Origin of the sequence: Streptomyces zaehneri, from assembly GCF_032248645.1 — a bacterium.
In the GTDB taxonomy this organism is placed as follows: domain Bacteria; phylum Actinomycetota; class Actinomycetes; order Streptomycetales; family Streptomycetaceae; genus Streptomyces; species Streptomyces coriariae.
This window is the reverse complement of the sequence record NZ_JASTTJ010000008.1, coordinates 222,561-247,273: the sequence shown is the minus strand read 5'-3', so window position 1 is coordinate 247,273 and position 24,713 is coordinate 222,561. Positions and strand designations below refer to the sequence as shown.

Genomic DNA, 24,713 nt, shown 5'->3' with positions numbered 1-24,713 from the left:
GACAGTGCCGGACGCCCGAGTCGCCGCCCCTCACGCCGTGCCGCACGGAGCCGGTGCCCTTGCGCCCCGGCGAGGACGGTGATGAGGGCATGACGTTGTCGACGGCCTTCACGGAGCCGTTCGGTGTGCGGCGTCCGATCGCGTCGGCGCCGAGGGGCGGACCGGTCGGCGGCGCGCACCTGCGCCCCGCGGCCGATCTCGTCGCCGGCCTCGCCGCGCGGGCCGAGGACGCGTCGGCCCGCGCGGGAGGACGAGGAGGCGTGTGACCCGCCGGTCAGGGGTGCGGCGGCGTGCCGTCCGGCGGGGGTGACGCCATGTCCAGGCGGAGCAGTACGGCGGTGCCGGGGCGGGGCAGGCAGACGGTGAGCTGCCCGTCGGCGGCGTCCCAGGTCGCGTTCGCGTCGGCGGTGACGGGGTAGAGCGGCGTGGGGCGGACGTGGCTGCCGCGCAGGTGGGAGACCGTGACGGTGCGGGTGCTGTCGTCGGCCGGGGGCCGGTCGCGGCGGCTCCGGACGCTCCCTTGCCCCCCGGCGGCGGGCTCTCGACGCCACAGTGCGAGCCAGGTGGCGGTGGGACCGCGCCAGCCGTAGGCGAGCCAGCCGTCCTCCCAGGAGGGCAGCCCGAGCGGCCAGAACGGCAGGCTGTCGGGGATCTCCGCGCGCAGGGCCTTGTAGACGGAGAGACCCGAGCGGACGAGGTCGAACTGCTCCGGGCTCATGCGGTCGAGGAACCCGGACAGGTGGATGCGGCCCGGCAGCGCGCCGGTGAGGGTGAAGGCGATCTCGTCGAGCCCGAAGTGCGGCTGGGGGTAGGCCCATACGGCGGCTTGCTCGGGGGTCGCCGCCGTGGCGGCCGCGGCGGCGATGGGCGGCTGGCGCAGCGGGTCCTGCTGGTCGCTGGTGGACTGGATCTGGACCACGGCGAGTTGGGCGTAGTCCATGCGCAGCCCGCCCGACGCGCAGTTCTCCAGGACGAGGCCGGGGTGCCGGTCGAGGAGGGAGCCGAGCCAGTCGAGGTGCGCGCGGTGGTGCCCGAGCAGCCCGGCACCGGCGCTCTCGCCGCCGTTCTCGGTGCCGGGGCCGATGTTGATGTTGTAGTCGAGCTTCAGATAACCCACACCCCACTCCCCCACCAGCCGGTCGACGACCCGGTCGAGGTGGGCGCGGGCCGCGGGGTGACGCAGGTCCAGGTGGTGACGGCCGTGTTCGGTGACGCGGACCCCGCCCCGGCGGAAGAACGCCTCGGGCGGCAGCGTGTCGGCCAACGGGCTGCGCACACCGACCACTTCGGGCTCCAGCCACAGTCCCGGGGTCATCCCGTGCGCTCTGACGGCGTCCAGAACCTGCCGGATGCCGCCCGGAAAGCGCCGGTCCGAGGCGTCCCATGCGCCGACGGCGTCCCACCAGCCCTGGGCGTCGTCGTCGTACCAGCCGGCGTCGATGACGAAGACCTCGGCACCGGCGGCTCCCGCCGCTTCGACGAGCGGCAGGAGCCTTTCGGTCGTGGGGTCGCCCATCAGGGTGTTCATGTAGTCGTTGTAGATCACCGGGAGCGCCGTGTGATCCGGGTGGCGGCGGCGGATCCGGCGCCGGTAGGCGGTGAGTTCACCGAACGCGGCGTCCAGGCCACCGCTCTCGGCCCGGACCAGGACGGCGGGGACGGTGCTGAACTCCTCTCCTGGACAGAGGAGTTGGTGCCACTGATGGTGGGCGTCGTCGGGCCCGAAGAGAGCGAGGTAGGCGGCGCCCTCCCGTTCGCCCGTCTCGTAACGCCAGCCCGCGCTGGACTCGATCTGCCAGAGCCATGCCCGGCCCGTCCGGTCGTCGGTGAGCGCGGCCATCGGCAGGTGCCGTCCCGAGGACCAACTGCCCTGCGAGTAGCGCTCGAAGCAGCCGCGCCCCTCGTGTCCGTGGGCGGCCCGGCTCAGGGGGACGACGTGGTCGCGGAACGCGCTGTGCCGCCAACGGCACTCGGCGAGCCAGTCGTTGTCCGCCCAGTGCAGGGTCAGGCCGTCCGGCGCGCCCGAGCCGTCCACGATCCCGCCGACGGCCAGGGTCGACACGCTCTCCAGCCGGAGCGGGACACGGCCCTCGTTGACCAGACGCACCTGTGAGCGGAGGAAGCCGGCGCCGGGGCAGGTCCGCAGGGTGATATGGGCGGCGAGGCCGGTCACCGGATCCGCCAGCCGGATCGTCGTGCGCTGCCAGTCCCCCTCGTCGGCCGTCTCGTGGTCCCGGTAGACCAGCCGGTCGCCGATGGCGGTGTCGATGAAGCGCTCCCCCGACCAGGTGCGGCCGTGACCGGTGGCGGTGACCTCGACGAGCGGCAGCAGCGTGTGCCACTCCCGGCCCGGCGCGCCCAGCCTGACCGACCCGGCGGAATCCGTGACGGCGTGCAGCCCAAGGGCCTCGTGGGACCAGATGAGCGACCTCTCGGCCGCTTCGTCGGCGATGGTCAACGCGGTTTCCCCTTCTGCCGTGTGCGGTCTCTCGCGTACGCCGCGGGGTGCGGCTTCCGATGCGCCGCGGGGCGGGATGCCCGATGCGTCCCGGGGCGCGGTGCACCACAGCTCCGCGATACCCGATGCGCCGCGGTGTCCCAGGTGCGATGCGTCGCGGGGCGCGAGCATCCGACGGGCCGCCGTGCGCGGCGTGCGATGCGCGGCGTGCGATGTCGCGGCGTGCGATGTCGCGCGGATCCCGCCCGGAGCCCCCGCCGGCCCCGCCCGGCGGCTCCGCGCCCGCCCTGGCGACAGGCTCTCTGCCCGCCTCCGCGCCCGGCTCCGCGCCCGCCGGCGCGCACGGTGTGTTGATACGATCCCGGGCGGATCCGGGGTTCCTGTTGACGGTCGTCATGGCGACCGATCACAATCGTGACATGGATGTGACCGGTCACACAAGCCTCGGCAACCCCTCGGATCCCGGCCCGGAACCGCGTAAGGCCGCGAGCATCCGGGACGTCGCCCAGGCCGCCGGCGTCTCGTACCAGACCGTCTCGAGGGTCATCAACAACCACCCGAACGTCCGCGAGGAGACCCGCAAGCGGGTCGAGGCGGCCGTCGGGACACTGGGATTCCGACGCAACGCCACCGCGTTCGCGCTGGCCAGCGGAGTCACCCGGTCGGTCACCGTACTGACGTCGAACACCACCCTCTACGGCTATGCGGCCACCCTCCAGGGCCTGGAGGAAGCGGCCCGCGCCGCGGGTTACTCGCTGGGTGTGAAGCTGCTGACGCCCGAGGACGACCTGGACCGCACCATCTCCGCTGCGGCGGCCGACGGTGGCGGACTGATGGTCATCGGCTTCGACCGGCTCGCCGCTTCGGCTCTGGACCGGGTCCCGGAGAACGTGCCGTGCGCCGCGGTCGTCGAAGCGCCCTCACACGGCCGGCCCCCTCCCCGTCCGGCCGTCTGGGCCGACGACCGTGAAGCGGCCCGCGCCGCCACCGCGCACCTGCTGGAACTCGGACACCGGACGGTCCACTACGTCGCGATCCCGACGTCGGTGGGCACCCGGCGCGCGGAAGGGCCCCGTGCACAGGGCTGGCGGGCCGCCCTGGAAACCGCCGGCATCACCCCGCCCGAACCCCACGGCGGCAAGGGCTGGGACGCGCGGGTCGGCTACGACGAGGGACGGGAACTCGCCCGCGACCCGGAGGTCACGGCGATCCTGTGCGGCAACGACGACCTGGCGCTGGGCGTGCTGCGCGCCCTGCACCACGCCGGGCGGTCGGTACCGGGAGACGTCAGCGTCATCGGCTTCGACGACGCCCCGCACGCGGAGTTCGTCACCCCGTCCCTCACCACCGTCCGGATGGACTTCCAGGGCCTCGGCCGCGACGCCTTCGCCCTCCTGCGCGGCCGGCTGGAGAACGACTACCGGCCCCCCGCTCCGACGTTCGCCGGTACGGCCCTGATCCTCCGCGAGAGCACGGGGCCCGCCGACGCCCGACACCGGGCGCAGGGTCAGTGGATTTCCGCCATGAGTGAGACCTGTGCAACATGAAGTACGCAGGTCACGGGTCTGGTGTGCGGGGCGGGCGGGGTACTCGCGCTGGTCGTCGGCGGGTGTCCATGGTGAAGATCGTCTGACCTGTCGCCAGGGCCGTTGTCGGGGTCTGCCGCGCCGCACGCCACGCTTGCTCGTGTCCGCTCTCGATCGGTCAGCGTGCGGCCGAGTATGCCGGCACACACGGCAGGGGCCGATGTGGCGAAGTGATGTCGGACAGTGTCGAAATCGACCGGCTGCGCGCCTAAGGATGGAGGGCTTTTCGTCGGCCTGTGGCGGCGGACCGTACGATCGCGTCAAGGAGTCGGTGGCGCTTTACGGCGTGGGTGAAGTCCGGGGCGACAGCCGTTCCGTGGACGAGGTCGTCCCGAATCGCGGCATAGGCGTGCACCAGCGTGTGGATCACTGTTCCGGCCAGGCCGGGATAGTCGTCGTAGCCGCTGGGCAGCGTGACCTTCGTAGGCCGACCGACGCCGCGTGTGCCACGCACCGTGACCGGACCGACGTGCGGGAACTCGGCGGCGGTGATCTCGAGTCTCCCTTTCGTGCCGTCGATGACCAGAGAGAACCCTGCACCCGATGCCGCGCCTCCACGGTGGTGGACGGACAGGATCGCCCCGCCCGCCGCGGTGCCCGAGATCGCGATCTGGTCCTCGGCGGTCATCGGAACGACCTGCCCGGTGCGCCCGAGGGGAACCTGGCGGCGCCGGGTCGCGGTCGTAGCGACCACTTCCTGAAGCTCGCCGACGACCATCGACACCAGGTCGATCGCGTGTCCGAACGCGATGGTCAGCATCGTGGCCCCGAGCTTGCGGTCGAGCGTGTAGACCATGTTCGGAGACACCGGAGTGCCCCATTCGGTCGAGGACGCCACGACGGTGGCGGAGAGCACTTCCCCCACGAATCCTTCGGACACGAGGTCGGCCAGCCAGCGGAAGGTAGGCGAGGAGCGTCCCTGAAGACCGACGAAGGTGCGCGTCGTCCCGGCGGCACGCTCCAACTCCTCGGCCTCGCGCAGGTCGACGGCGAGCGGCCACTCGGAGAGCACCGGCACTCCCGCCTTCAGCACGGGCAACACGAGTTCGCGATGCTGGGGCACTTTGACGGCGACCACAACGAGGTCGACGTTCTCGTCGCCGGCGAGCTGCTCGACCGACGTGTACGCGGGTACGCCATACGCCGCTCCCGCGGCCTGGGCCGAGGCTTCGGAGCTCGCCGCCAGCGCGCGAAGCTCGATCCCGTCGACGGCGCTCAGCGCGGGCAGGTGAGCCCCGGCCGCCCAGCCTCCCGTGGCGCTCAGGCCGACGATGCCGACGCCGATCGGCTTACGGGGGTCAGGCACCGAGCTGCCGCCTCAGGGTCTCAGCGTCGTGCAGGGCCGTCATGTGCACGAACCGCCCGTGACGAACCTGGTAGATGGCGTACTCGACGATCTCGAACGAGGCGCCGGTGGGAGCCACGCCGAGCCACTCCTTGGCGGGCGTGCCCGTGTTGGTCAGACGGGCGGCCAGGCGATCACCATCGACCGCGATCTCCCGGGGCTCCCAGTGGAAGTCCGGGACCGCGTCGATGTCGCCGTTCAGCACAGCAATGACCTGGTCCCGAGTGCGGACCCCGGCACGCCCATCGAAGAGACCGTTGGCGCGCTGGCCGAACTGGTGGCCGAAGGCAAGATCCGCCACATCGGCCTGTCGGAGGCCGGTCCCGCCACGATCCGCCGCGCTCACGCCGTGCATCCGGTCACCGCGGTCCAGTCCGAGTACTCGCTGTGGACCCGCGACCCGGAGGCCGAGATCCTGCCCGTCCTGCGCGAACTGGGTATCGGCTTCGTGCCGTACTCCCCGCTTGGCCGCGGCTTTCTGACCGGCAACATCCGCTCTCTGACCGATCTTGACGCCGACGACTGGCGCCGCACCAACCACCGCTTTGCCGACGGCAACCTGGAACGCAACCTGCGGATCGTCGACGAGGTCCGGGCCGTGGCCGCCGAGATCGACACCACGCCCGCGCAGGTCGCCTTGGCCTGGCTGCTCGCCCAGGGTGACGACATCGCGCCCATCCCCGGCACCAAGCGAGTCGCCCGGCTGGAGGAGAACGCCGCCGCCGACCACATCGAGCTCACTGCCAGCCACGTCGCCCGCCTGAACGACCTGCCCCCGGCCTCCGGCGAGCGCTACGACGCGGACAACATGGCCGCCATCGACCGCTGATCGAAGACGCACCATCACGCACGCCACGGGTCGGCATCCGGGCGAAGTGTGCCGCATTCCCAAGTGACGACGAGGAGTACCTGGAGAAGAGCCCGGCCGCCGCCTGGGGAGTCCGGCCGCCGTTGCGGCTGACAGCGGCCGGACTCCCCAGGCGCGTCCTCGCTCGGCTCGCCGAACTGTGAGCACGGCGTCCGCGGCGGCCGAAACCCCCAGCCAGGGTTGAGTACCCGTACTCAACCCTGAACGCGCGCCCTGATCCATCGTGGAGACCACCGGACCGGACCGACCCAGGACCGACCCGGACCGACCCAGGACCGACCCGGACCGACCCGAAGGACCCCACGATGACCGATGCCTCGCGTTCTCGCCGCCTCCCGCGCCTGCGTCGCCTCCTCGCGCTCGCCACGGACAACTGGCCGGCCCGGGGCTATCTGGCTGTCGTCGCCGCCTCCGCCGCGGTCATGTTCCTGTTCCCGGAGAGCGGCTTCGCCGCGGATCCCCTGTTGCTCACCGCGCCCCTCTCCTTCCTCGGGATGGTCCTCCCCTTCGGTCCCGGCACCAAGGGCGGCGGGGCGGTCGAGGCGTCGGCCGTCGGCTTCTGGGTCGGCTGGCTGCTGCTGTGCGCCCTCGTGAACTCCGCGGTGCTCGGCGCCCTCGTCGCGAGGTCCACGGCCGCCGCTCCGTCCGGCCGCCGTGCTCCCCTCCCCGGCGTCCCGGACCCCGCCGAGCGTCCCCGGCCGCGGGGGGCCCGGGCCCTGCTGGCGCCCGCGGTGGACAACTGGCTCGCGCGCGGATACCTCGTCGTGGTCGCGGCGGCGCTGGGGTTCTTCCTCTTCGCCGCGTACGTGCTGCCGGACCCGGGGTTCGCCGGGATCTGGCCGCTCATGGCCACGGCACCGGTCAGCCTGCTCGCCGTCCCGCTGTCGGCACCCGCGGAGTACTCCTCGCTCACCTGGCTGAGCCCGTTGGTCTTCGCCGTGGTCACGGCACTGGCCGGGCTGTTCAACGCCGTACTGCTCGGCCGGCTCGCACACCGGCTGCGGGTACGGGAAGCGCGTCCGGCCGTCTGAGCCCGCCGTCCCGGGACTCTCGGCCCGCCGAAGCTGCTCGGCCACTGGTCTGTGGAGAACGCGACGGACGGGGTGAGCCCCGAGCAGACCGGCGGCGCACCGCTGCGGCTCGGCACGGGGGCTTCGATCTACCGGGGCTCCGACAGCTCCTGCATCCCGGACATCGACCCGGACTGCGCCTACGTGCCGCCGCCACTCGTCGGCGACGGGCATCTGCGTCTGGACGGCGAGAACGGGTATGCCGCTGCCGACGGGCCCGTCGTGGACACCCGGGACAGCTTCACGCTCGGCGTCGTCGTACGCCTCGCGGACTCCGAGCCCGCCCACCCGATGACCGTGCTCTCGCAGGCCGGCGAGCACACCGACGCCTTCAAGGTGCGCTACGAGCCGTCCACGCACACCTGGCAGCTGGTGATGCCGGAGAAGGACGAGGCCGGAGCTCCCGAGAAGGTGGTGTCCCAGATCGTGGGCGCGGACGGAGGCGAGGGCCAGGGTCATCGCCTCGCCGTGGTCTACGACGACGCCTCCGACGCGATCAAGCTCTACGTCGACGGCTACACCAACGCCCAGGCGACCGGGCACCTCCCCGACGGCCGGCACAGCACCGGTGCCCTCCAGATCGGCCGGGCCAAGGCCGGTGACGGCTGGGGCGAGTACCTGAACGGCGACGTGGACGAGGTGCAGGCCTACTCGGGTGCCCTGAGGGACGGGGATGTCCTCGGCCTCGGGTGGGGTACGAATCCCTGTCTGTGCTGATCCCTGAGCCCGTTGCCTGAGCTCTGTTCCCCGAACTCCCCGACGGCCCGCCCGAACCCAGGTTCCGGCGGGCCGTCGTGCTCCGGCCGACCGCCGGTGCCTGAGCCGAACCGGGCGGTCTCCCGGGGGTCCGGCGGGCCGTCCACGGGGCCGGACCCGCTTCGGCAGGCCGACGCCCGCTTTCGGCGGTGGTGCGGCGAGGTGGCCGGTCCTGCGGCGACAGCAGGTGTGGCCCACCGGACGACACCCTGTTTCCCGCATTTCACAGCGGTCCGTCGGCTCGAAAAGCTTCGCCTCACCATTCGCTTTGGTCCATCCCCTCCCACCAGTAACCACAAAGATGCCAATTATGGCGTCAGGCTCGCGGAACGGTCACGTCAGGCTATATCGTTCACCCGTAGGCAGGATGAACATGGCCTTGCCTACGGGGGTGTCAGTGATACCACTGGGCACGGATCGCACTGCATTTCGGTGTACGCCGCACAGCGGATCCTATAGGGGGACCACGGATGCCATCCGGGGAAGGCGTCGGGCCGGTCGATTCTTCGGCCCGGCAGATACTCACGGAACTACGCAAGACCGTGGTCGGTCAAGAGACGGCGATCAGGGATCTCGCCACACTGCTCGCGATGCATTCCGAGTGGTTTTCACATCCCGATGACGACCACACCGCGCCGAACGCGCTGATCATCGGCCCGACGGGGGTCGGGAAAACACATGCGATTCGCCGGGCCGCGCAGAACCTGCACATCCCTCTCGCCGTCGTCGACGCAACCCATCTGGGCGGCCTGGGCTCTGGTGTGAACCTCGAAGACATACTCGTCGAACTCCTCACGACCTCCCGAAGGCTGATGAAGGAGAAGAAGCTGCCGGCTGGTTCACTCAACGACGACGGCCTGGCTTACCTTGATGAACTGAAGGTCGCGAGCCGGGGAATCGTATTCATCGACGAATTCGACAAGATCGCGACCAGAAACAAACAGACCAACGAACGCAATGAATTGGTTCAGCGTCGGCTCCTGCAGTTCATTGACGGTGCCAGCGTGACGCTCAACCCCTCACCCGAGGCCAGCCACCAGGAGGTCACCTTCAACACGGCCGGCCTCATGTTCGTCGTCGCCGGCGCTTTCACGGGCCTGACCGACGACATGGGGGCACGGCCACAGCCCCGAGCACGCGTATTGGACGACCCCAACCAGATCATCCCGGACGATCTGGTCCGCTTCGGGTTCATGAAGGAGCTGATCGCCCGCATACCGGTGATCATCGTGTTCGAGGAGCTCGGTTCCGCGGACCTTGTCGAGATCCTGCGGAACCCGGCTACCGACCCGTCCCTCTTCTATCGACGGTATTTGAAATCACTCGGCGCCGACCTGGTGATCGACGACAGCGCACTGGCCCGGATCGCGTCAGACGCGGCAGCTCTCGGCATCGGCGCACGCGGTCTTCACCAGAGAATATTCCCCCTCCTTGCCCGGCTGAGCCAGCAAGTGGAGGACGATCCCGTCGAGGCTGTGGTCCTGGACGAGGCGAAGCTGGACAGGCTCGACCAAGAACTGGAGCAGATACGTCTTGACAGATAAAACTTCCTCGGGTTCGAAGCGTGACTTCGAGGTCGCCTACGAGGAGTATCTCGCCACCTCCCGCTCGCCGAAGTTCTTGCGCACCATGACACACGTGGGAAGCTTCACCTACCGGGCGCAGACGAATTTCCTGGGCGGCTGGGACGCCGAGAAAGAGCGGCGAGTCATCTTCCTCTTGCAGCGGACGTTGCAAGAAGCCCTCGTGGAGTCCCGGTTCCATAACCTCGACGCGCTCGAGACGCGTAGCTTCGAGGGCGGAATGGAGTTCCGCTACGGCGATCCGGACTACGGGTTCCGCTACAGCATCAACGGGCGCGGCCAGCTGGTACTGTCGCGCGAACCGTCCTCCGCGCGAAGTTTCCACGAGTGGTACCGGCGGTTCATCCCTTCCCTGGTGACCATCATCCAGCAGACCGTCCGGATCATCGACAGTGAGCTGACGGGATTCGCCCGCGACGAGGCCGACTGGGACCAGAACCCGGACAAGACGCGCCCGCAGGTGATCGAGGTCGAGTCGGCATCCTACAATTTCTCGGTTGCCGTGGAGCTTCCGGAGACACAGCTGAGTGCCGAGCCGCCGAGCTCTGAGCTGACCTTTCCGAATATCCAGATCCTCAGTGAGAGTCTGCTCCGGCAGGTCCCGTCCGAGTCCGGGTCATTGACGGCGCCCACCGGTGTAAGCCCGGAGGAGTTCGGAAAGATCGAGTACCAGGTGAACCGCTGGCAGCAGCCCTCGCGCGCACTGGAGGTGTACCGGGTCTCGGCGCCGAGCAACGAAAAATGGCGGCTCCTGGTTTTCAACTTCTCTTACGGTGGAGTGACCTACGTCCCCACCGTGGGCGAGCGGGAGCCGTTCGACCAGAAGAAGTTTGTCACCAACGCGCGTTCCGCGGATGCGTATTTCGATTTCTTTCGCCAGCGTTGCCTCTGCGGATTCGTCAGCGACGTGTTGTCCGGCGGCCACGAATACTCGAGCATTTTGTGGTGAGGGCGCCGGTCGCGTCCGGTGCCGGAGGGGGAGGCCAGGATGGAGAACAAGTGGGAGAACATCTCCTGCCGGGCGGTCGACCAGTCGCAGCTGGGACCGTACCGGGTACGCGTAGGCACCACGCCGCAGCGGCTGTACGCCGCGGAGAAGTATTTCCCGGTGCTCGTCTTCGGACCCCAGCGTAGTGGGAAGACGTCGGGTTTCGCCGTCCCGGCCCTGATCGACTGGGGGGGTCCGGCGGTGGTGACGTCCGTGCGACGGGACATCCTGGACGACACCTACCAGTGGCGTCAGAGCCTCGGCAACGTGTACATCTTCGACCCGTCCGGGTCCCTCGCCAGGACCCGCTACAACGAGTTCCGGCACAGCTGGGACATTCTCGACCACTGCCGCTCCTGGGACGACTGCGTCCGAATGGGCAGGGCATTGACGGAGTCCGGACGGACCGGCGGAATCAACGGTGACGACAGCTTTTGGTACAGCCTGTCGGCCCAGTTGCTGGCACCGTACCTCTTCGCCGCCGCCGCCGAGGGCCTGGGCATGACGGACGTCGTGCAGTGGGTGAAGACCCAAAAAAAAGAGAAAGTACGGAAAGTTTTGGAGGATACGGGAAATGTCTCCGCCTTGGATTCGGCGGAGGCCGTCTGGGCGACCGACGAAAGGGTGAGGGACAGCGTCTACACGACGACGCGCTCCGTTCTGCGGGCATTCGACTACGAGGATGCGGGAGTCGACACCCCACCCTTCCTCGACGTCGACGCATTTCTCGCATCGAAAGCCGACACGCTATATATCTGCGCTCCCCCGGATGAGCAAGAGGAGTATCGGCCGCTGTTCACCGGCCTGATCCGCACCATCATCAGGAAGACGTACGACCTGAACATCGCGGCGCTGGACGAAGGCGCCGAGTCGGGGACCGTCGACGAGGCGTCGATCTGTCACCTGCTGCTTCTCCTCGACGAGGCCGGAAACATCGCGCCGCTGGAAAACCTCGACACGCTTGCCACGACGGCGGCAGGCACCAGGGTGCAACTCGTCTCGATCTTCCACGACCTCTCGCAACTGTCACGGGTCTACGACGAGTTCAAGGCACGGTCCATCGTGAACAACCATCCCGCCAGGCTGGTCCTGAGTGGCATGTGCGATGTGGCGACACTGTCCTACTTCGAGAACATCCTCCGAGGCGAGCGGGTCGCCAACAGCAAGGATGCGCTCTGGAACGGCCCTCGCCCGATCCGTGGCATCGAGTTCGGAGAGGCCCTCCTTGTCTACGGCAACAGGCAGCCCATAGTGCTCTCGCTGCGCTCACGATTCACCGACGACGAGTTACTTGTGCGTACCCGGTGGAGAGCTTCCAGGTGAGCGGGCGCGATATTCCGGGCGGAGAGTCCCTGAAGTGGAGGAAAGCCTACGAACAAGAACACCCGCTCCGTGAACTGTTCACTCGACGCCTCACGGAGCTGCTGGAGAACATCGTCGAGCGGTCATCGGTCGACGTCGCGATGATCGAGAGCCGAACGAAGTCGGTTGCCAGCTTCACGGAAAAGATCGGGCGAAAATCAGGGAAGTATCAGAACCCGCTCCGGGACATCACGGACCTCTCGGGGATCCGGATCATCACCTACTACTTGGAGGATGTGGCGCGGGTGGGCGAGTTGATCCGCAGCGCCCTCACCGTCGACGAATTCGAGGCGGCTCTGAACTCGGCCGAATCGTCGGCCGACCGTTTCGGCTACGCGTCGGACCATTACATCGTCAGGCTGGGTCCGGACAGGTCGCCGCTACCCGAGTGGAACGACTTCCTCGAGATGCGTGCCGAGATCCAGGTCCGCACTGTGCTGCAGCATGCCTGGTCCTCCGTCAGCCACAAGGTTGCGTACAAACGCGAGGCCGAAGTGCCCCAGCGGCTGCGGCGCCGGCTTTCCAGCCTGAGCGCCCTCTTCGAACTGGCCGACGACCAGTTCTCCCAGCTTCGCGCCGACACCGCGGACCTGGGAAACGAGTACGCGCACAAGGTCGGCGAGGGCGATCTGGGGATCCTGCTGGACGGCCTGTCGCTGGAGGCCTACCTGCGGTCGCCGCGGGTTCGCGACCAACTGGACGCCGCGGTGCACGGGGCGGGCTGGGAGATTCTGGGGGCGGACGCGGAGAAGATCAAGGCTCAGGACACCCGGGACCTGCTCAGAATCGCCGCAGACCTGGGTATCGAGACGGTCTCGCAACTGGACGAGGCGCTCGCCCCGGATGACGTTGAGTGGATCCTCGGCGAGCTCAGGGCCGAACACGAGCGGAGCTCACCGGCCTTGAGGGCGACGATCGAAGATCTGCTGGCCCGCTTTCTCGCCATCAGACTGGGCCGAGGCGACGGCGTCGCCGAGAGAATCTATTCCCAGCGCGTTCAGCGCGCCATGGAAGCAGTACGGTGCCGGCTCTGAACCCGGCATATGGCCTGGCCGAGTGTCCTGCGGCGACGCTGCGGCGATGCCCGGGAGAGAGACGATGTCGGTGATCGACGGGATCGTCGGGGGCGCCTTCGCGCTTGGCGGAGTGGCGATCCAGTTCGGTCTCACGGCCGTCTCCGCCCGGCGGCACGACCGACGAGCAGAGACGGTGCGGCGGCGCGACGAGTGCCGCGAGCTCTACGCGAACGTGCTGGTGGCGGCGCGGCGGGCGCAGCGCGGGCTCAAGGACCTGGCGGACGGCCTCGGCTCGCACTCGGCCGAGTTCGAGGAGCAGCTCAACCGGCTGGCCGAGTTGAACGCGATGCTCCGGCTCACCGCGCCCGAGCATGTCAGTGCCGCGGCGACGGAGCTCGAGGACCAGATGCGCGGCCGGTTCAGGGGTCAGCGGCCCAATGACGATCCGCTCCCTCTGGCGCCGCTGATCGAGGTCTTCCGGTGGGACCTCGAAGACGGCGACGGCGGGGGCGGAACGCGACCCGGTGACTAGACACCCCGCACGGCGGGAACGGCAGGGGGAGGCAGGCGTGGCGTCTGGTAGGCACATGACATGGCAGTGGATCGACGAGGCTCGCCGGCTTCCGGAACCCACCCCGGGGGAAGCCACAGTCATCAGGGAGGTCTGGAAGGCAAGGCTCGACCCTTCGATGAAGCGCCGGTGGGCGTGGGCCGCATCGGCGTTGGCTGTCGCCGTCGGCGAGGACATAGCGCGCGTGGGAAGGGGAATCGGCGCTTTCGGGTGGGACGGCAACAGCGATCTCGGTGACGCCCTGCGGAAGGTCGTCACCGAGGAGCCTGGGCTCGGCCTGATGGTCGTGTTCGACGGTGCCGACGTGTCGGGCGTGCTCGAGACGGCCCGCGAGGTGATGGCGCAGCCCGGTGCCGGGCTGCGTGAACTGGGAGTGGTCGTCCGTGGGGACGGGATCTGCAGGATCGTGCGGGTCCTGCGCCGTAGCGACGCCGGAAGCGGGGTCTTGGGAGAGCTGGCCCCGCGGGCAGGCGCCGAGACTGTCGAGAGGGTGCTGCACAGGGTCACCGTCAGCATGCCGGCGCAGGTTCCCGAGACGCCGACCGCGAGGCTGCTCCTCATAGGGCCGGAGGCCGGTGGGCCTCGTGAGGTAGGCGTTCTCGGCGGACGTGCCGCCGGCCTCTCGCCGGGCACCTGGGTGGTGCTGTCCAGGCAGAACGCGCCTGACAGAGGCCGACTCGGGCGGGCGCCCGGAGCGGTCGAGGTGTTCGCGCTCGGAAGGATCTCCCGGCAGCCGAGCCCTCGCGCACGGCTGCTCACCTACGACCGGCTCTCGGTACGGAACCGGCCTGTGCGTGTGCACCTACTGGACGCCAGGAAAGGCCAACTCAACGGCACGGTCTCGCTCTCGGCGGCCGCCGCGGCGTTCGGCGTGGCACTCGAGAACATCGACAGGGTGGCGCCGTCCATGGCTGCGGGGGACATACTCGCCCAGTTGCCGGATCTGCCGGTCGGATTTGCGGAATCGGTCGCCGCGACCGTCAACGCGGGGAAGAACCTCCTGCTGGTCGGCGCGCCGGGGAGCGGGAAGACGACGATGGCCATCGGCCTCGCGCGCGCGTTCTTCGAGGCCGGGTTCGTCGATGAGAGCCCGCGCGTGGTCAGCGGCGACAGCCCCGAATCGTGGAAACCCTCCAGAACAGGCGAGGAGTGGCGCGACAACTCGTTCGGCGAGGGCCGCCGCAGCCGTCAGACCCCGTACATGAGCGCCTCCGGACTGCTGATCGTGGATGACCTGGAAGCGGATGCGTTGCCGGTCCTGGTGCGTGAGCTGGCGGAACGAGCACGCACCTCAGATTCGTCCGGGGAGAAACCCCGCGCGGTCGCGACGGCCCTGCCGCGGGCAGCGCTCGACGAACGGGCGATGCCGCGGTACCCGTCGCGCCACCTGGTCGTCATGAGGATTCCTCCGCCGGGCCTGGCTGCCCTGGTGGCGGTCGTCGAGCGGTCAGGCGTACTGACCGAGCCGACCAGGACGAAACTCGCCGCAGCCGTCAGGGAGGCAGCTGCCTGGCTGACGTCGGGCGTCGTCTCCGACGTCGTCCGGTATCTGGAGGAGCTCCAGGTCGCCGGTCAGCGCACGGATACCGCGGGAATGATCGAGGAGGCGTTCGAGCTGTTCGCGCGCGCCTTCGCCAAGGAGGAAGCCTGAGCCTGCCGTTGGGGCGGAGTTTCTCGTGCGGCCGGTCTGGAACATGAGGCAGGACGGGTGGTCTCCGGCCGAGGGGGCGCCGGCCGGTCCAGGCCAGGGGCCGTTCCGGAGCGGAGGGGGCCGCTGCCGCGGGATCGACGCCCTCTACGCCCTGGGCGCGAGCCCCGTACCGGTCGGCCGCATGGTCGGCCGACGAGTCCCGGCCAAAGGTTGTAGCCGCCCGATACCTCGACGTTCTGACCGGTGACCCAGCGGCTCTCGTCGGAGACCAGGGTGGCGATCATCGCGCCGATGTCGTCGGGTTCTCCGACCCGGCCGAGAGCGGTCCTCGCGGCGCTATGCGGCGGAGTCCGAGGGCAGAACTCGGGCCAGCCAGTCGGTGCGGGTCCGGCGGGCCGTCGCCGAGATGGGCGCCTGCGGGTACAGCGCGTCGAAGCCGTGGAAACCGCCCGCCCAGACGTGGAGTTCGGCCTGGCCGCCGGCCGCCCAGATGCGGGTGGCGTAGTCGCCGACCTCATCACGGAACACTTCGGCGGACCCGGTGTCGAGGTAGGTGGTCGGCAGGCCCGAGAGGTCGTCGGCCAGCGCGGGTGAGACGTATTCGGGTACCTGGCCGTCGGCGAGGTCGCCGAGGACGGCGCGCCATCCGAACTCGTTCATCTCGCGGGTCCAGACGCCGGGCCCGTCGGAGTACTGGCGGCTGGAGGTGCTGGTGTTGCGGTGGTCGAGCATGGGACAGATCAGCGTCTGCGCGGCGATCGCCGGGGTACCGAGGTCACGGGCCAACAGGGTGACACCCGCGGCGAGGCCGCCGCCCGCGCTGGCGCCCGCGACGACGATCCGGGCGGGATCGATGCCCAGTTCGGCGGAGTGCTCGGCGATCCAGAGCAGTCCCCGGTAACAGTCGTCGACCAGAGCGGTGCCGGTGGCCTCCGGTGCCAGCCGGTAGTCCACGGAGACCACGACCGCGCCGAGCTCGTCGAGCCACTCCAGCGGGATGTCGATCTGCGAGAAGCGGTCGCCCATGACCATCCCGCCGCCGTGCATCCAGTAGACACAGGGGGCGGCGTTGGTGGCGCCGTCGGTGGTCGCGGGGCTGAACACCGACAGGGGGATCGGGACGCCGTCCTTGGCGGGCACGGTGATCTCGCGCCGGTCGACCCGCCGGTGGGCGAGCAGGGACTCGACGGGAACCGAGGGGAGCTGACGCAGCCGCGCGAGCACTTCCGGGCTGAGCCGGGACATCAGCGGCATCTCGGCGAGCAGTTCACGCAGTCCGGGGTCGAGGGCGGGGCGTGCTGTGGTCATGGTCGTTGCCCTTTCGTTGGGTGCTGTCGGCCTGGGGGGATCGGTCAGGGGCTCAGAACGCGGCCTTGCCGCGGACCGGGACGTAGTCGGTGTACTCGGGCTCCTTGGCCAGCAGTCCGTCGATCTGCGCCACGATGGCCTGGGCGGCCTCGCCGGCGAAGATCCGGTGGTGGTCCTCCTCGCTGGTCCAGCCCTCGGTGACGTGGACGACGTCGGGGTCGGAGGCGGAACGGGAGACGAGGTAGACCACGCAGTGCTCGCTCGCACCGGGGCTGCCCTCGTCCAGGCCGGTCAGCAGCAGGTCGACCAACAGGTCGCCCATCCGGGGCCCGGCGGTCAGGGTGGCGTTGAAGCCGTACGTGGCGATCATGGGGTCCTTCTTCTCGGTCGCTGGAGTGAAGTGACTCCATTCAATCGCCCTGACCTGCGGAAACGTTAGAACGATGCTCGCCGCGACTTGCATAATCCTCTCGACCACGGGAGGCAGAGCACGCGATGGTGCTGCAATGGACGCATGCACCGCATGTACCTCGAAGAGCTCCGCACCCTGCTTGCCCGGCATGCCCGTCCCGACTGGGGCACCGCCGTCGAGGGCGTTCTCATCTCGAAGGTCGACCGCCCGGATCCGCCGGCGCCCTCCATGTCCGGCACGGTCCTCGCCGTCATCGCCCAGGGCGCCAAACGCCTGGCCCTGGGCGACCGGGTCTACGAGTACGGCGCCGGGCAGTACCTGGTCGCATCGGTCGACCTGCCCGTCACCGGGCAGTTCACCCAGGCCGACCCCGAGCGTCCGGCGCTGGGCTTCGGCCTCGTACTGGAGCCGTCCGCCGTGGCCGAGTTGCTGCTGCGGGCCGGGCCCGGCGACACGCCCCGCGCCGACGGTGGCACGCCCTCGGGGATCGCCGTCAGCGACGCTCCGGCCACGCTGCTCGACGCGGTGGTCCGGCTGCTGCGCCTGCTCGACGAGCCGCGCGACCGGGCCGTACTGGCCCCGCTGGTCAAGCGCGAGATCCTGTGGCGCGTGATCACCGGCGAGCAGGGCGCGGCGGTGCGCCAGCTCGGCCTCGCCGACAGCGGCCTCAGCCACATCTCCCGGGCCGTGCGCTGGATCCGCGAGCACTACGCCGAGCCCTTCCGGGTCGAGGACGTGGCACGGATGGCCGGTATGAGCGTCTCCGCCTTCTACCGCAACTTCCAGGCGGTGACCGCGATGAGCCCCATCCAGTTCCAGAAGCAGATCCGGCTGCAGGAGGCCCGGCTCCTGCTTGCCACCCACCCGGGCGACGTCACCGGAGTCGGCCACCGCGTCGGCTATGACAACCCGTCACAGTTCAGCCGGGAGTACCGCCGCCAGTTCGGTGCACCCCCCAGCCGGGATGCCGACCGCCTGCGTCACAGCGTGCGCCCGCCGGCCGCCGTCCTTCCCTGAACGGAACGAATCGCCCCCGAGGCACCGTGGGCCCGGACGCGCCCGCGCCGTCCCGGCCCCTGTACGGCCCCTGGGTCTCGGCATCGGCCCTCGCCGCAGTCGCCCTGCCCGCGAGCGACACCCTCGATCATCTGCTCAGCCGCAGGTCGGAGGGGTCGGAGCTGCCCTGAGCACCACCCGACCCCGAACCCACGAGCAGCGGAACCAGTCCGCTCAGGCAAAGTTGACGCCCCGACACCCAAAAATGAACGTTTCCGCAGGTCACAAGCCTGCGCAGGTGGGGCGGGTGGGACTCGAACCCACGGCCGACGGATTATGAGTCCGCTGCTCTAACCGGCTGAGCTACCGCCCCATAGCGGCGTGTCGCGTACATGTGTGCGCGCCGTCTGCCGCAGCATAGCCGCTCATACGATCTCACGCTTCGGCTGGTCGACCTTGCACGACCACGGTGACAGCACCCCTGGCCTGCACGGTTCCCGCCGACATGAAAAAGGACCCCCACGGGGCCCTCGTTCACGATGCTCCCCCGACTGGACTCGAACCAGTAACCTGCCGGTTAACAGCCGGCTGCTCTGCCAATTGAGCTACAGGGGACCGAGCTCCCCCGACTGGACTCGAACCAGTAACCTGCCGGTTAACAGCCGGCTGCTCTGCCAATTGAGCTACAGGGGAATGCCTCGTTCGCATCGAACTCACCTACCTGGGTATTCGCCAGGAAGCGCTCGCTCGCTGCGACACATACATTAGCGCAAGCAGGGGGGTGCTCCGCCAATCGGTTCCCCCGGCGCCCATGTCGTGCCAGGGACTACGCAAGGAGAGGATGGCCGTCATGCGCTACAAGCTCACGTTCGTCGTCGGGCTGGCTGCGGGTTACGTACTGGGCACGCGTGCCGGGCGCGAGCGCTACGAGCAGTTGAAGAAGTCCGCGCGGCAGGTCGCCCAGAACCCCGCCGTCCGCAACACCGCCGAGACCGCCGCCCACCAGGGCCGCCAGTACGCGGGCAAGGCGTACCACGCGGTCAGCGACAAGGTCGGCGACCGGATGCCCGAGTCGGTGGCGGGCCGGGTGCGGTCCCTGCGCGACCGCAACAGCAACGGCTCGGGTGGGGACGACTGGGGCACCAGCAACACCTAACGGCTCCTCGATGCGCCGGGTGGGTCCGGTCCCGGCGCCGCGGGGATGTGACATATACGGCTCCACCACGTGGGCCCGACCAGCCACAACGCCCCGCGTCGGGCAGGTGTGGGGCACCCCTGCGGTCTCCGCGGCCGCACCCGAGCGGCGCGTGCGGCAGAATTTTCGCCATGGGGATAGTCGCCGGGTTGGACAGTTCACCCGATTTCACTCGTATCGTCGTCTGCGACGCGGACACCGGAGCCGTGCTCCGGCAGGGGTATGCGCCGCATCCGATGGAAGGCGCCGAGAGTGCGGGAGGGCGGCCCTCCGATGTCGATCCGCAGGCCTGGCTGCTGTCGCTGGGCGAGGCCGCGGGTGGTGGGCTGCTCGAGGGGGTGCAGGCCATCGGCGTGTCCTCGCAGCAGAACGCCGTCGTGCCGCTGGACGCGCAGGGCAACACCGTGCGGCCGGCGATGGTCGGCGGGGACAAGCGGGCGCAGGTGGCGGCGGCCGACCTGATCGACGCGCTCGGCGGGCGCGAGGCATGGGCACAGGCGGTGGGGTGCGTCCCGCAGGCCGCCCAGCCGGTGACCAAGCTGCGCTGGCTGGCGAAGAACGAACCGGACGCCGCCGCCCGGACCTCCGTACTGCTCCAGGCCCACGACTGGCTGGTGTGGCAGCTCCTCGGGCGGCCCGTACGAAGGACCACCGATCGCGGCGGAGCCTCCGGGACCGGGTACTGGTCCGCCGCCACCGGCGGTTATCGGCCAGATCTCGTCGAGCTGGCGCTCGGTCACCAGGCCATGCTTCCCGAGGTGATCGGACCGTCCGAAGCAGCCGGTACGACGCCGGAGGGACTGCTGATCTCCGCCGGGACCGGCGAGACCATGGCCGCGGCACTGGGGCTGGGAATCGGACACGGGGACGCGGTCGTCTCCCTCGGCGCCTCCGGGTCCGTGATGGCCGTGCACCACGAGGCGCTCGTCGACCAGAGCGGGATGATCACCTCGCTCGCCGACGCGACGGGCATGCACCTGCCGGTCGTCACGACCCTGAACGCCGTACGGACCCTGCGCGGGGCCGCCGAGCTGATCGGGGCGGCCGATCTGGAGGCGCTGTCGGACCTGGCGATGAAGTCGACGCCGGGGTCGCACGGGCTGGTCATGCTGCCCTACCTGGAGGGTGAGCGGACGCCGAACCTGCCGCACACGGCCGGGACCCTGGCGGGCCTGCGCCGCGAGTCGATGAAGCCCGAGCACTTCGCGCGGGCCGCCTTCGAGGGCATGCTGTGCGGGCTCGCGGACGCGCTCGACGTGCTGCGCGGCCGCGGCGTGGAGGTGCGGCGCATCTTCCTGCTGGGGGCGGCGGCCGAGCTGCCGGCCGTGCAGGCGGCGGCGCCCGCGCTGTTCGGCGCGCAGGTCGTCGTGCCGCAGCCGGCGGACTACGCGGCGATCGGAGCCGCCCGGCAGGCCGCGTGGGCGCTCGGGGCGTCGCAGGGCACCCTCGACCCGCGGACCCCGCCGGCCTGGCAGGGAGCGGCCGCGCAGGTCCTCGACCCGGGCGAGGAGCTGGCCGTCGGGCAGGCGGTGCGCCAGCAGTACGTGTCGGTGCGGGAGCAGACGCACCCGGGAGCGTTCCGCGGATAGGAGCGAGGGGTTCCGCGGACGGGAGTGGAGCGTTCCGCGGACAGGAGCGCACGCGGCGTAAAGGACCCATGGCGCGCGCGGGGCGCATCGGGTGCGTGGGGCGCATCGGGTGTACAGGTGTGCGTCCGGCTTGCGCGGACGGCCGTAAAAGCACTGCTCTCAGCTTAATCAGTTGAGGTAACGCGGGTGGAGTGTTCAACGATAGGGGCCAGGGGCAACCAATGCCCTTCCTCTGCTCCTCCCCGCCGACTCCGAGAGACGTAGCGTGCTCATACGACTACTACGGACCTATCTCAGGCCCTACAAGAAACCCATCGCCCTGCTCGTGGGGCTCCAGTTCCTCCAGACCTGCGCCACCCTCTACCTGCCCACGCTGAACGCGCACATCATCGACAACGGCGTCGTCGAGGGAGACACCGGATACATCCTGTCCTTCGGCGGCGTGATGATCGGCATCTCGCTGGCGCAGGTCGTGTGCAACATCGGCGCCGTGTACTACGGCGCCCGAACCGCTTCCGCGCTCGGCCGGGACCTGCGGGGGGCCGTCTTCGACCGGGTGCAGTCCTTCTCCGCCCGCGAGGTAGGCCAGTTCGGCGCCCCCTCGCTGATCACCCGGACGACCAACGACGTCCAGCAGATCCAGATGCTGGCCCTGATGACGTTCACCCTGATGGTGTCGGCGCCCATCATGTGCGTGGGCGGGGTGGTGCTGGCGCTCGGCCTGGACGTGCCGCTGTCCGCGGTGCTCGTCGCCGTGGTGCCGGTGCTCGGCATCTGCGTGACGCTGATCGTGCGCCGGCTGCGGCCGCTGTTCCGGTCCATGCAGGTGAGGCTGGACACCGTGAACCGGGTGCTGCGTGAGCAGATCACCGGCAACCGGGTGATCCGTGCCTTCGTCCGGGACGAGTTCGAGCAGCAGCGGTTCCGCAAGGCCAACGCCGACCTCACCGACATCTCGCTGAAGAGCGGCAACCTGCTCGCGCTGATGTTCCCGGTGGTCATGACCACGGTGAACCTGTCGTCGATCGCCGTGGTGTGGTTCGGTGCCCATCGGATCGACAGCGGTGAGATGCAGATCGGTGATCTGACCGCCTTCCTCGCCTACCTCATGCAGATCGTCATGTCCGTGATGATGGCCACCTTCATGTTCATGATGGTGCCGCGCGCGGAGGTGTGCGCCGAGCGCATCCAGGAGGTGCTGGACACCTCGTCGTCCGTGGTGCCGCCGGCGGCTCCCGTCACCGAGCTGCGCCGGCACGGGCATCTGGAGATCCGGGGGGCCGGATTCCGCTATCCCGGCGCCGAGGAGCCCGTCCTGAAGTCCATCGATCTCGTGGCGCGGCCGGGTGAGACGACGGCCGTGATCGGCTCGACCGGCAGCGGCAAGTCCACCCTGCTCGGGCTGGTGCCCCGGCTGTTCGACGCCACCGAGGGCGAGGTGCTCGTCGACGGCGTGGCCGTCGCCGAGGTCGACCCCGTGCTGCTGGCGAAGACCGTCGGACTCGTACCGCAGCGGCCGTACCTGTTCGCGGGCACGGTGGCGACCAACCTGCGTTACGGCAATCCGGACGCGACGGACGAGGAGCTGTGGCACGCGCTGGAGGTGGCGCAGGCCAAGGGCTTCGTGGAGGGTCTGGAGAACGGGCTCGACTCCCCCATCGCGCAGGGCGGGACGAATGTCTCCGGCGGTCAGCGGCAGCGGCTCGCGATCGCCCGGACGCTCGTGCAGCGGCCGGAGATCTACCTCTTCGACGACTCCTTCTCCGCACTCGACTACGCCACCGACGCCGCACTGCGGGCGGCGCTCGGGCGGGAGACCGCCGAGGCGACCGTGGTGATCGTCGCCCAGCGGGTGGCAACCATCCGCGACGCCGACCGGATCATCGTCCTCGACGAGGGTCTGGTCGTCGGCACGGGTAGCCACCGCGAGCTGATGGCGGCCAACGAGACCTACCGGGAGATCGTTCTCTCCCAGCTCACGGAAGCGGAGGCTGCCTGATGGCCGGGCCCATGGGACGCATGATGGCCGGCAGCGGTCCCGACAACCACTCGCTGGACTTCAAGGTGTCCGGCAGGCGGCTGCTCGCCCAGTTCAAGCCGGAGCGGTTCACCCTCTACGCGATGCTGGCCTGCGTGACGCTGAGCGTCGGCCTCAGCGTGGTCGGGCCGAAGATCCTCGGCAAGGCCACCGACCTGGTCTTCGCGGGCATCGTCGGACGGCAGATGCCGGCCGGGGCGAGCAAGGAGCAGGTCCTCGACTCGATGCGGGAACGCGGCGAGGGCAGCGTCGCCGACATGCTCAGGAGTACCGACTTCACCCCCGGCAAGGGCATCGACTTCGGCTCGGTCGGCGAGGTCCTGCTGTTCGCGCTCGGGGTGTTCCTGGTCGCCGGTCTGCTGATGGCGGTGGCGACGCGGCTGGTCAACAGGTCCGTCAACCGCACCATGTTCCGGCTGCGCGAGGACGTGCAGACGAAGCTGTCCCGGCTGCCGCTGTCGTACTTCGACAAGCGCCAGCGCGGCGAGGTGCTGTCCCGCGCCACCAACGACATCGACAACATCGGGCAGACGCTCCAGCAGTCGATGGGACAGCTGATCAACTCGCTGCTGACCGTCATCGGCGTGCTGGCGATGATGTTCTGGGTGTCGTGGATCCTGGCTCTGGTCGCGCTGGTGACCGTGCCGCTGTCGTTCGTCGTCGCCACCCGCGTGGGCAAGCGGTCGCAGCCGCACTTCGTGCAGCAGTGGCGCACCACCGGCAAGCTCAACGCCCACATCGAGGAGATGTACACCGGTCACACGCTGGTGAAGGTGTTCGGCCGCCAGGAGGAGTCGGCGCGGCAGTTCGCCGAGCAGAACGACGCGCTGTACGAGGCCGGGTTCAAGGCGCAGTTCAACAGCGGGGTCATGCAGCCGCTGATGATGTTCGTGTCGAACATCAACTACGTGCTGGTCGCGGTGGTCGGCGGGCTGCGCGTCGCGTCGGGTTCCCTGTCCATCGGTGACGTGCAGGCCTTCATCCAGTACTCGCGCCAGTTCTCGATGCCGCTGACGCAGCTCGCCTCGATGGCGAACCTGGTGCAGTCCGGCGTCGCCTCGGCCGAGCGGGTCTTCGAACTCCTGGACGCGGAGGAGCAGGAGGCGGACCCGGTGGCGGCCGAGCGGCCGGCGGAGCTGCGCGGGCTGGTGGCGCTGGAGGGCGTGTCCTTCCGCTACGACCCGGAGAAGCCGCTGATCGAGGACCTGTCCCTGACGGTGGAACCCGGCCACACGGTCGCCATCGTCGGCCCGACGGGCGCCGGCAAGACGACGCTGGTGAACCTGCTCATGCGGTTCTACGACGTCTCCGGCGGGCGCATCACCCTCGACGGCGTCGACGTAGCGAGGATGTCCCGCGACGAACTGCGCGCCGGGATCGGCATGGTGCTCCAGGACACCTGGCTGTTCGGCGGCACCATCGCGGAGAACATCGCGTACGGGGCGTCGGGCGAGGTCACCCGCGGCGAGATCGAGGAGGCGGCGCGGGCCGCGCACGCCGACCGGTTCGTCCGCACCCTTCCCGACGGCTACGACACGGTGATCGACGACGAGGGCAGCGGGGTCTCCGCCGGTGAGAAGCAGCTGATCACCATCGCGCGGGCGTTCCTGTCCGACCCGACGATCCTGGTGCTCGACGAGGCGACCAGCTCCGTCGACACCCGTACCGAGGTGCTGATCCAGAAGGCGATGGCGAAGCTGGCGCACGGGCGGACGTCGTTCGTCATCGCGCACCGGCTGTCGACCATCCGGGACGCCGACACGATCCTGGTGATGGAGAACGGCTCGATCGTCGAACAGGGCGCGCACACCGACCTGCTGGCGGCCGACGGGGCCTACGCGCGGCTGTACAAGGCACAGTTCGCGCAGGCACTGGCCGAGGTCGACTGACGGTCCCTTCCCGGAGGCGTCCCAGGGGCGTC

The 24,713-nt window shown here is 69.6% G+C and carries 21 protein-coding genes, 3 tRNA genes and 1 pseudogene; 16 read left to right on the top strand and 9 right to left on the bottom strand.

What is annotated here, in order from left to right; all coding sequences use genetic code 11:
* Window positions 1–89: 89 nt before the first annotated feature.
* Window positions 90–266, top strand: a complete 177-nt coding sequence (locus QQM72_RS16230; protein WP_314221574.1) for a hypothetical protein — start codon at window positions 90–92, stop codon at window positions 264–266.
* An 8-nt stretch (window positions 267–274) separates the two neighbouring features.
* Here the strand turns inward: QQM72_RS16230 and QQM72_RS16225 are convergent, their stop codons facing one another.
* The gene (locus tag QQM72_RS16225) at window positions 275–2,458 is read right to left on the bottom strand and encodes an alpha-galactosidase (RefSeq protein ID WP_314221573.1); all 2,184 of its coding nucleotides are present in this window, start codon (window positions 2,456–2,458) and stop codon (window positions 275–277) included.
* 419 nt (window positions 2,459–2,877) lie between these two features.
* Between QQM72_RS16225 and QQM72_RS16220 the strand changes: the two genes are divergently transcribed.
* Window positions 2,878–4,005 carry a LacI family DNA-binding transcriptional regulator gene (locus QQM72_RS16220; RefSeq protein ID WP_314221572.1) on the top strand — a complete coding sequence of 376 codons (1,128 nt, stop codon included), beginning with the start codon at window positions 2,878–2,880 and terminating at the stop codon, window positions 4,003–4,005.
* Window positions 4,006–4,252: 247 nt separating this feature from the next.
* Here QQM72_RS16220 and QQM72_RS16215 read toward each other — a convergent pair whose 3' ends face one another.
* Window positions 4,253–5,350: a Gfo/Idh/MocA family protein gene (locus tag QQM72_RS16215; RefSeq protein WP_314221571.1), complete on the bottom strand. Its 1,098-nt coding sequence runs from the start codon at window positions 5,348–5,350 to the stop codon at window positions 4,253–4,255.
* Window positions 5,343–5,594: an ester cyclase gene (locus tag QQM72_RS16210; protein ID WP_399077400.1), complete on the bottom strand. Its 252-nt coding sequence runs from the start codon at window positions 5,592–5,594 to the stop codon at window positions 5,343–5,345. Before QQM72_RS16210 ends, QQM72_RS16215 begins: the two co-directional genes overlap by 8 nt.
* Window positions 5,595–5,615: 21 nt before the next feature.
* Here QQM72_RS16210 and QQM72_RS16205 point away from each other — a divergent pair.
* The 9 genes and pseudogenes from QQM72_RS16205 to QQM72_RS16165 form a co-directional block, all read left to right on the top strand.
* Window positions 5,616–6,218, top strand: a pseudogene (locus QQM72_RS16205) (aldo/keto reductase); the annotation flags it as partial.
* A 344-nt stretch (window positions 6,219–6,562) separates the two neighbouring features.
* Window positions 6,563–7,288, top strand: a complete 726-nt coding sequence (locus tag QQM72_RS16200) for an SCO4225 family membrane protein (RefSeq protein ID WP_314221569.1) — start codon at window positions 6,563–6,565, stop codon at window positions 7,286–7,288.
* A gap of 51 nt (window positions 7,289–7,339) precedes the next feature.
* Window positions 7,340–8,044: a LamG-like jellyroll fold domain-containing protein gene (locus QQM72_RS16195; protein ID WP_314221568.1), complete on the top strand. Its 705-nt coding sequence runs from the start codon at window positions 7,340–7,342 to the stop codon at window positions 8,042–8,044.
* Window positions 8,045–8,553: 509 nt separating this feature from the next.
* A complete protein-coding gene (locus tag QQM72_RS16190) occupies window positions 8,554–9,627 on the top strand; it encodes an AAA family ATPase (RefSeq protein ID WP_314221567.1) in 1,074 nt (357 codons plus the stop codon).
* A gap of 94 nt (window positions 9,628–9,721) precedes the next feature.
* The gene (locus tag QQM72_RS16185) at window positions 9,722–10,615 is read left to right on the top strand and encodes a hypothetical protein (protein WP_314221566.1); all 894 of its coding nucleotides are present in this window, start codon (window positions 9,722–9,724) and stop codon (window positions 10,613–10,615) included.
* Window positions 10,616–10,654: 39 nt separating this feature from the next.
* The gene (locus QQM72_RS16180; RefSeq protein ID WP_314221565.1) at window positions 10,655–11,977 is read left to right on the top strand and encodes a type IV secretory system conjugative DNA transfer family protein; all 1,323 of its coding nucleotides are present in this window, start codon (window positions 10,655–10,657) and stop codon (window positions 11,975–11,977) included.
* A complete protein-coding gene (locus tag QQM72_RS16175) occupies window positions 11,959–13,050 on the top strand; it encodes a GTP pyrophosphokinase (protein WP_314221564.1) in 1,092 nt (363 codons plus the stop codon). The genes QQM72_RS16180 and QQM72_RS16175 overlap by 19 nt, the downstream gene beginning before the upstream one ends.
* Before the next feature lie 46 nt (window positions 13,051–13,096).
* Window positions 13,097–13,564 (top strand): hypothetical protein, encoded by a 468-nt coding sequence (locus QQM72_RS16170; protein ID WP_314221563.1) that lies wholly within the window; start codon window positions 13,097–13,099, stop codon window positions 13,562–13,564.
* Window positions 13,565–13,787: 223 nt separating this feature from the next.
* Window positions 13,788–15,254, top strand: coding sequence for an ATP-binding protein (locus QQM72_RS16165; protein ID WP_314221562.1), 1,467 nt, complete (start codon window positions 13,788–13,790; stop codon window positions 15,252–15,254).
* Here QQM72_RS16165 and QQM72_RS16160 read toward each other — a convergent pair.
* The 3 genes from QQM72_RS16160 to QQM72_RS16150 are packed head-to-tail and all read right to left on the bottom strand — an operon-like array spanning window position 15,176 to window position 16,932.
* Window positions 15,176–15,538: a hypothetical protein gene (locus QQM72_RS16160; protein ID WP_314221561.1), complete on the bottom strand. Its 363-nt coding sequence runs from the start codon at window positions 15,536–15,538 to the stop codon at window positions 15,176–15,178. The two genes, QQM72_RS16165 and QQM72_RS16160, sit on opposite strands and share 79 nt — an antisense overlap.
* 52 nt (window positions 15,539–15,590) lie before the next feature.
* Window positions 15,591–16,562 carry an alpha/beta hydrolase gene (locus QQM72_RS16155; RefSeq protein WP_314221560.1) on the bottom strand — a complete coding sequence of 324 codons (972 nt, stop codon included), beginning with the start codon at window positions 16,560–16,562 and terminating at the stop codon, window positions 15,591–15,593.
* Window positions 16,563–16,614: 52 nt separating this feature from the next.
* Window positions 16,615–16,932 carry a putative quinol monooxygenase gene (locus tag QQM72_RS16150; RefSeq protein WP_314221559.1) on the bottom strand — a complete coding sequence of 106 codons (318 nt, stop codon included), beginning with the start codon at window positions 16,930–16,932 and terminating at the stop codon, window positions 16,615–16,617.
* A 153-nt stretch (window positions 16,933–17,085) separates the two neighbouring features.
* Here QQM72_RS16150 and QQM72_RS16145 point away from each other — a divergent pair, with 153 nt between their 5' ends.
* Window positions 17,086–17,991 (top strand): AraC family transcriptional regulator, encoded by a 906-nt coding sequence (locus QQM72_RS16145; protein WP_314221652.1) that lies wholly within the window; start codon window positions 17,086–17,088, stop codon window positions 17,989–17,991.
* 278 nt (window positions 17,992–18,269) lie between these two features.
* Here QQM72_RS16145 and QQM72_RS16140 read toward each other — a convergent pair.
* The 3 genes from QQM72_RS16140 to QQM72_RS16130 form a co-directional block, all read right to left on the bottom strand.
* Window positions 18,270–18,343, bottom strand: a tRNA-Ile gene (locus QQM72_RS16140).
* A gap of 169 nt (window positions 18,344–18,512) precedes the next feature.
* Window positions 18,513–18,585 (bottom strand) — tRNA-Asn (locus QQM72_RS16135).
* Between the two features lie 5 nt (window positions 18,586–18,590).
* Window positions 18,591–18,663 (bottom strand) — tRNA-Asn (locus tag QQM72_RS16130).
* A gap of 157 nt (window positions 18,664–18,820) precedes the next feature.
* Here QQM72_RS16130 and QQM72_RS16125 point away from each other — a divergent pair.
* From QQM72_RS16125 to QQM72_RS16110, 4 genes are all read left to right on the top strand, one after another.
* Entirely contained in the window at window positions 18,821–19,126 is a 306-nt protein-coding gene (locus QQM72_RS16125) for a YtxH domain-containing protein (protein WP_314221558.1), read from the top strand.
* Between the two features lie 170 nt (window positions 19,127–19,296).
* On the top strand, window positions 19,297–20,754 hold the full coding sequence (locus QQM72_RS16120) for an FGGY family carbohydrate kinase (protein WP_314221557.1): 1,458 nt from the start codon (window positions 19,297–19,299) through the stop codon (window positions 20,752–20,754).
* Window positions 20,755–21,019: 265 nt separating this feature from the next.
* Entirely contained in the window at window positions 21,020–22,753 is a 1,734-nt protein-coding gene (locus tag QQM72_RS16115) for an ABC transporter ATP-binding protein (RefSeq protein ID WP_314221556.1), read from the top strand.
* The gene (locus QQM72_RS16110) at window positions 22,753–24,681 is read left to right on the top strand and encodes an ABC transporter ATP-binding protein (protein ID WP_314221555.1); all 1,929 of its coding nucleotides are present in this window, start codon (window positions 22,753–22,755) and stop codon (window positions 24,679–24,681) included. The genes QQM72_RS16115 and QQM72_RS16110 overlap by 1 nt, the downstream gene beginning before the upstream one ends.
* The last annotated feature ends 32 nt before the right edge of the window (window positions 24,682–24,713 follow it).

Bases quoted from the DNA above. Each gene is read 5' to 3' on its own strand.
- QQM72_RS16230 (WP_314221574.1), top strand. From the start codon at position 90: ATGACGTTGTCGACGGCCTTCACGGAGCCGTTCGGTGTGCGGCGTCCG.
- QQM72_RS16220 (WP_314221572.1), top strand. From the start codon at position 2,878: ATGGATGTGACCGGTCACACAAGCCTCGGCAACCCCTCGGATCCCGGC.
- QQM72_RS16200 (WP_314221569.1), top strand. From the start codon at position 6,563: ATGACCGATGCCTCGCGTTCTCGCCGCCTCCCGCGCCTGCGTCGCCTC.
- QQM72_RS16190 (WP_314221567.1), top strand. From the start codon at position 8,554: ATGCCATCCGGGGAAGGCGTCGGGCCGGTCGATTCTTCGGCCCGGCAG.
- QQM72_RS16180 (WP_314221565.1), top strand. From the start codon at position 10,655: ATGGAGAACAAGTGGGAGAACATCTCCTGCCGGGCGGTCGACCAGTCG.
- QQM72_RS16170 (WP_314221563.1), top strand. From the start codon at position 13,097: ATGCCCGGGAGAGAGACGATGTCGGTGATCGACGGGATCGTCGGGGGC.
- QQM72_RS16160 (WP_314221561.1), bottom strand. From the start codon at position 15,538: ATGATCGCCACCCTGGTCTCCGACGAGAGCCGCTGGGTCACCGGTCAG.
- QQM72_RS16155 (WP_314221560.1), bottom strand. From the start codon at position 16,562: ATGACCACAGCACGCCCCGCCCTCGACCCCGGACTGCGTGAACTGCTC.
- QQM72_RS16150 (WP_314221559.1), bottom strand. From the start codon at position 16,932: ATGATCGCCACGTACGGCTTCAACGCCACCCTGACCGCCGGGCCCCGG.
- QQM72_RS16145 (WP_314221652.1), top strand. From the start codon at position 17,086: ATGTACCTCGAAGAGCTCCGCACCCTGCTTGCCCGGCATGCCCGTCCC.
- QQM72_RS16125 (WP_314221558.1), top strand. From the start codon at position 18,821: ATGCGCTACAAGCTCACGTTCGTCGTCGGGCTGGCTGCGGGTTACGTA.
- QQM72_RS16120 (WP_314221557.1), top strand. From the start codon at position 19,297: ATGGGGATAGTCGCCGGGTTGGACAGTTCACCCGATTTCACTCGTATC.
- QQM72_RS16110 (WP_314221555.1), top strand. From the start codon at position 22,753: ATGGCCGGGCCCATGGGACGCATGATGGCCGGCAGCGGTCCCGACAAC.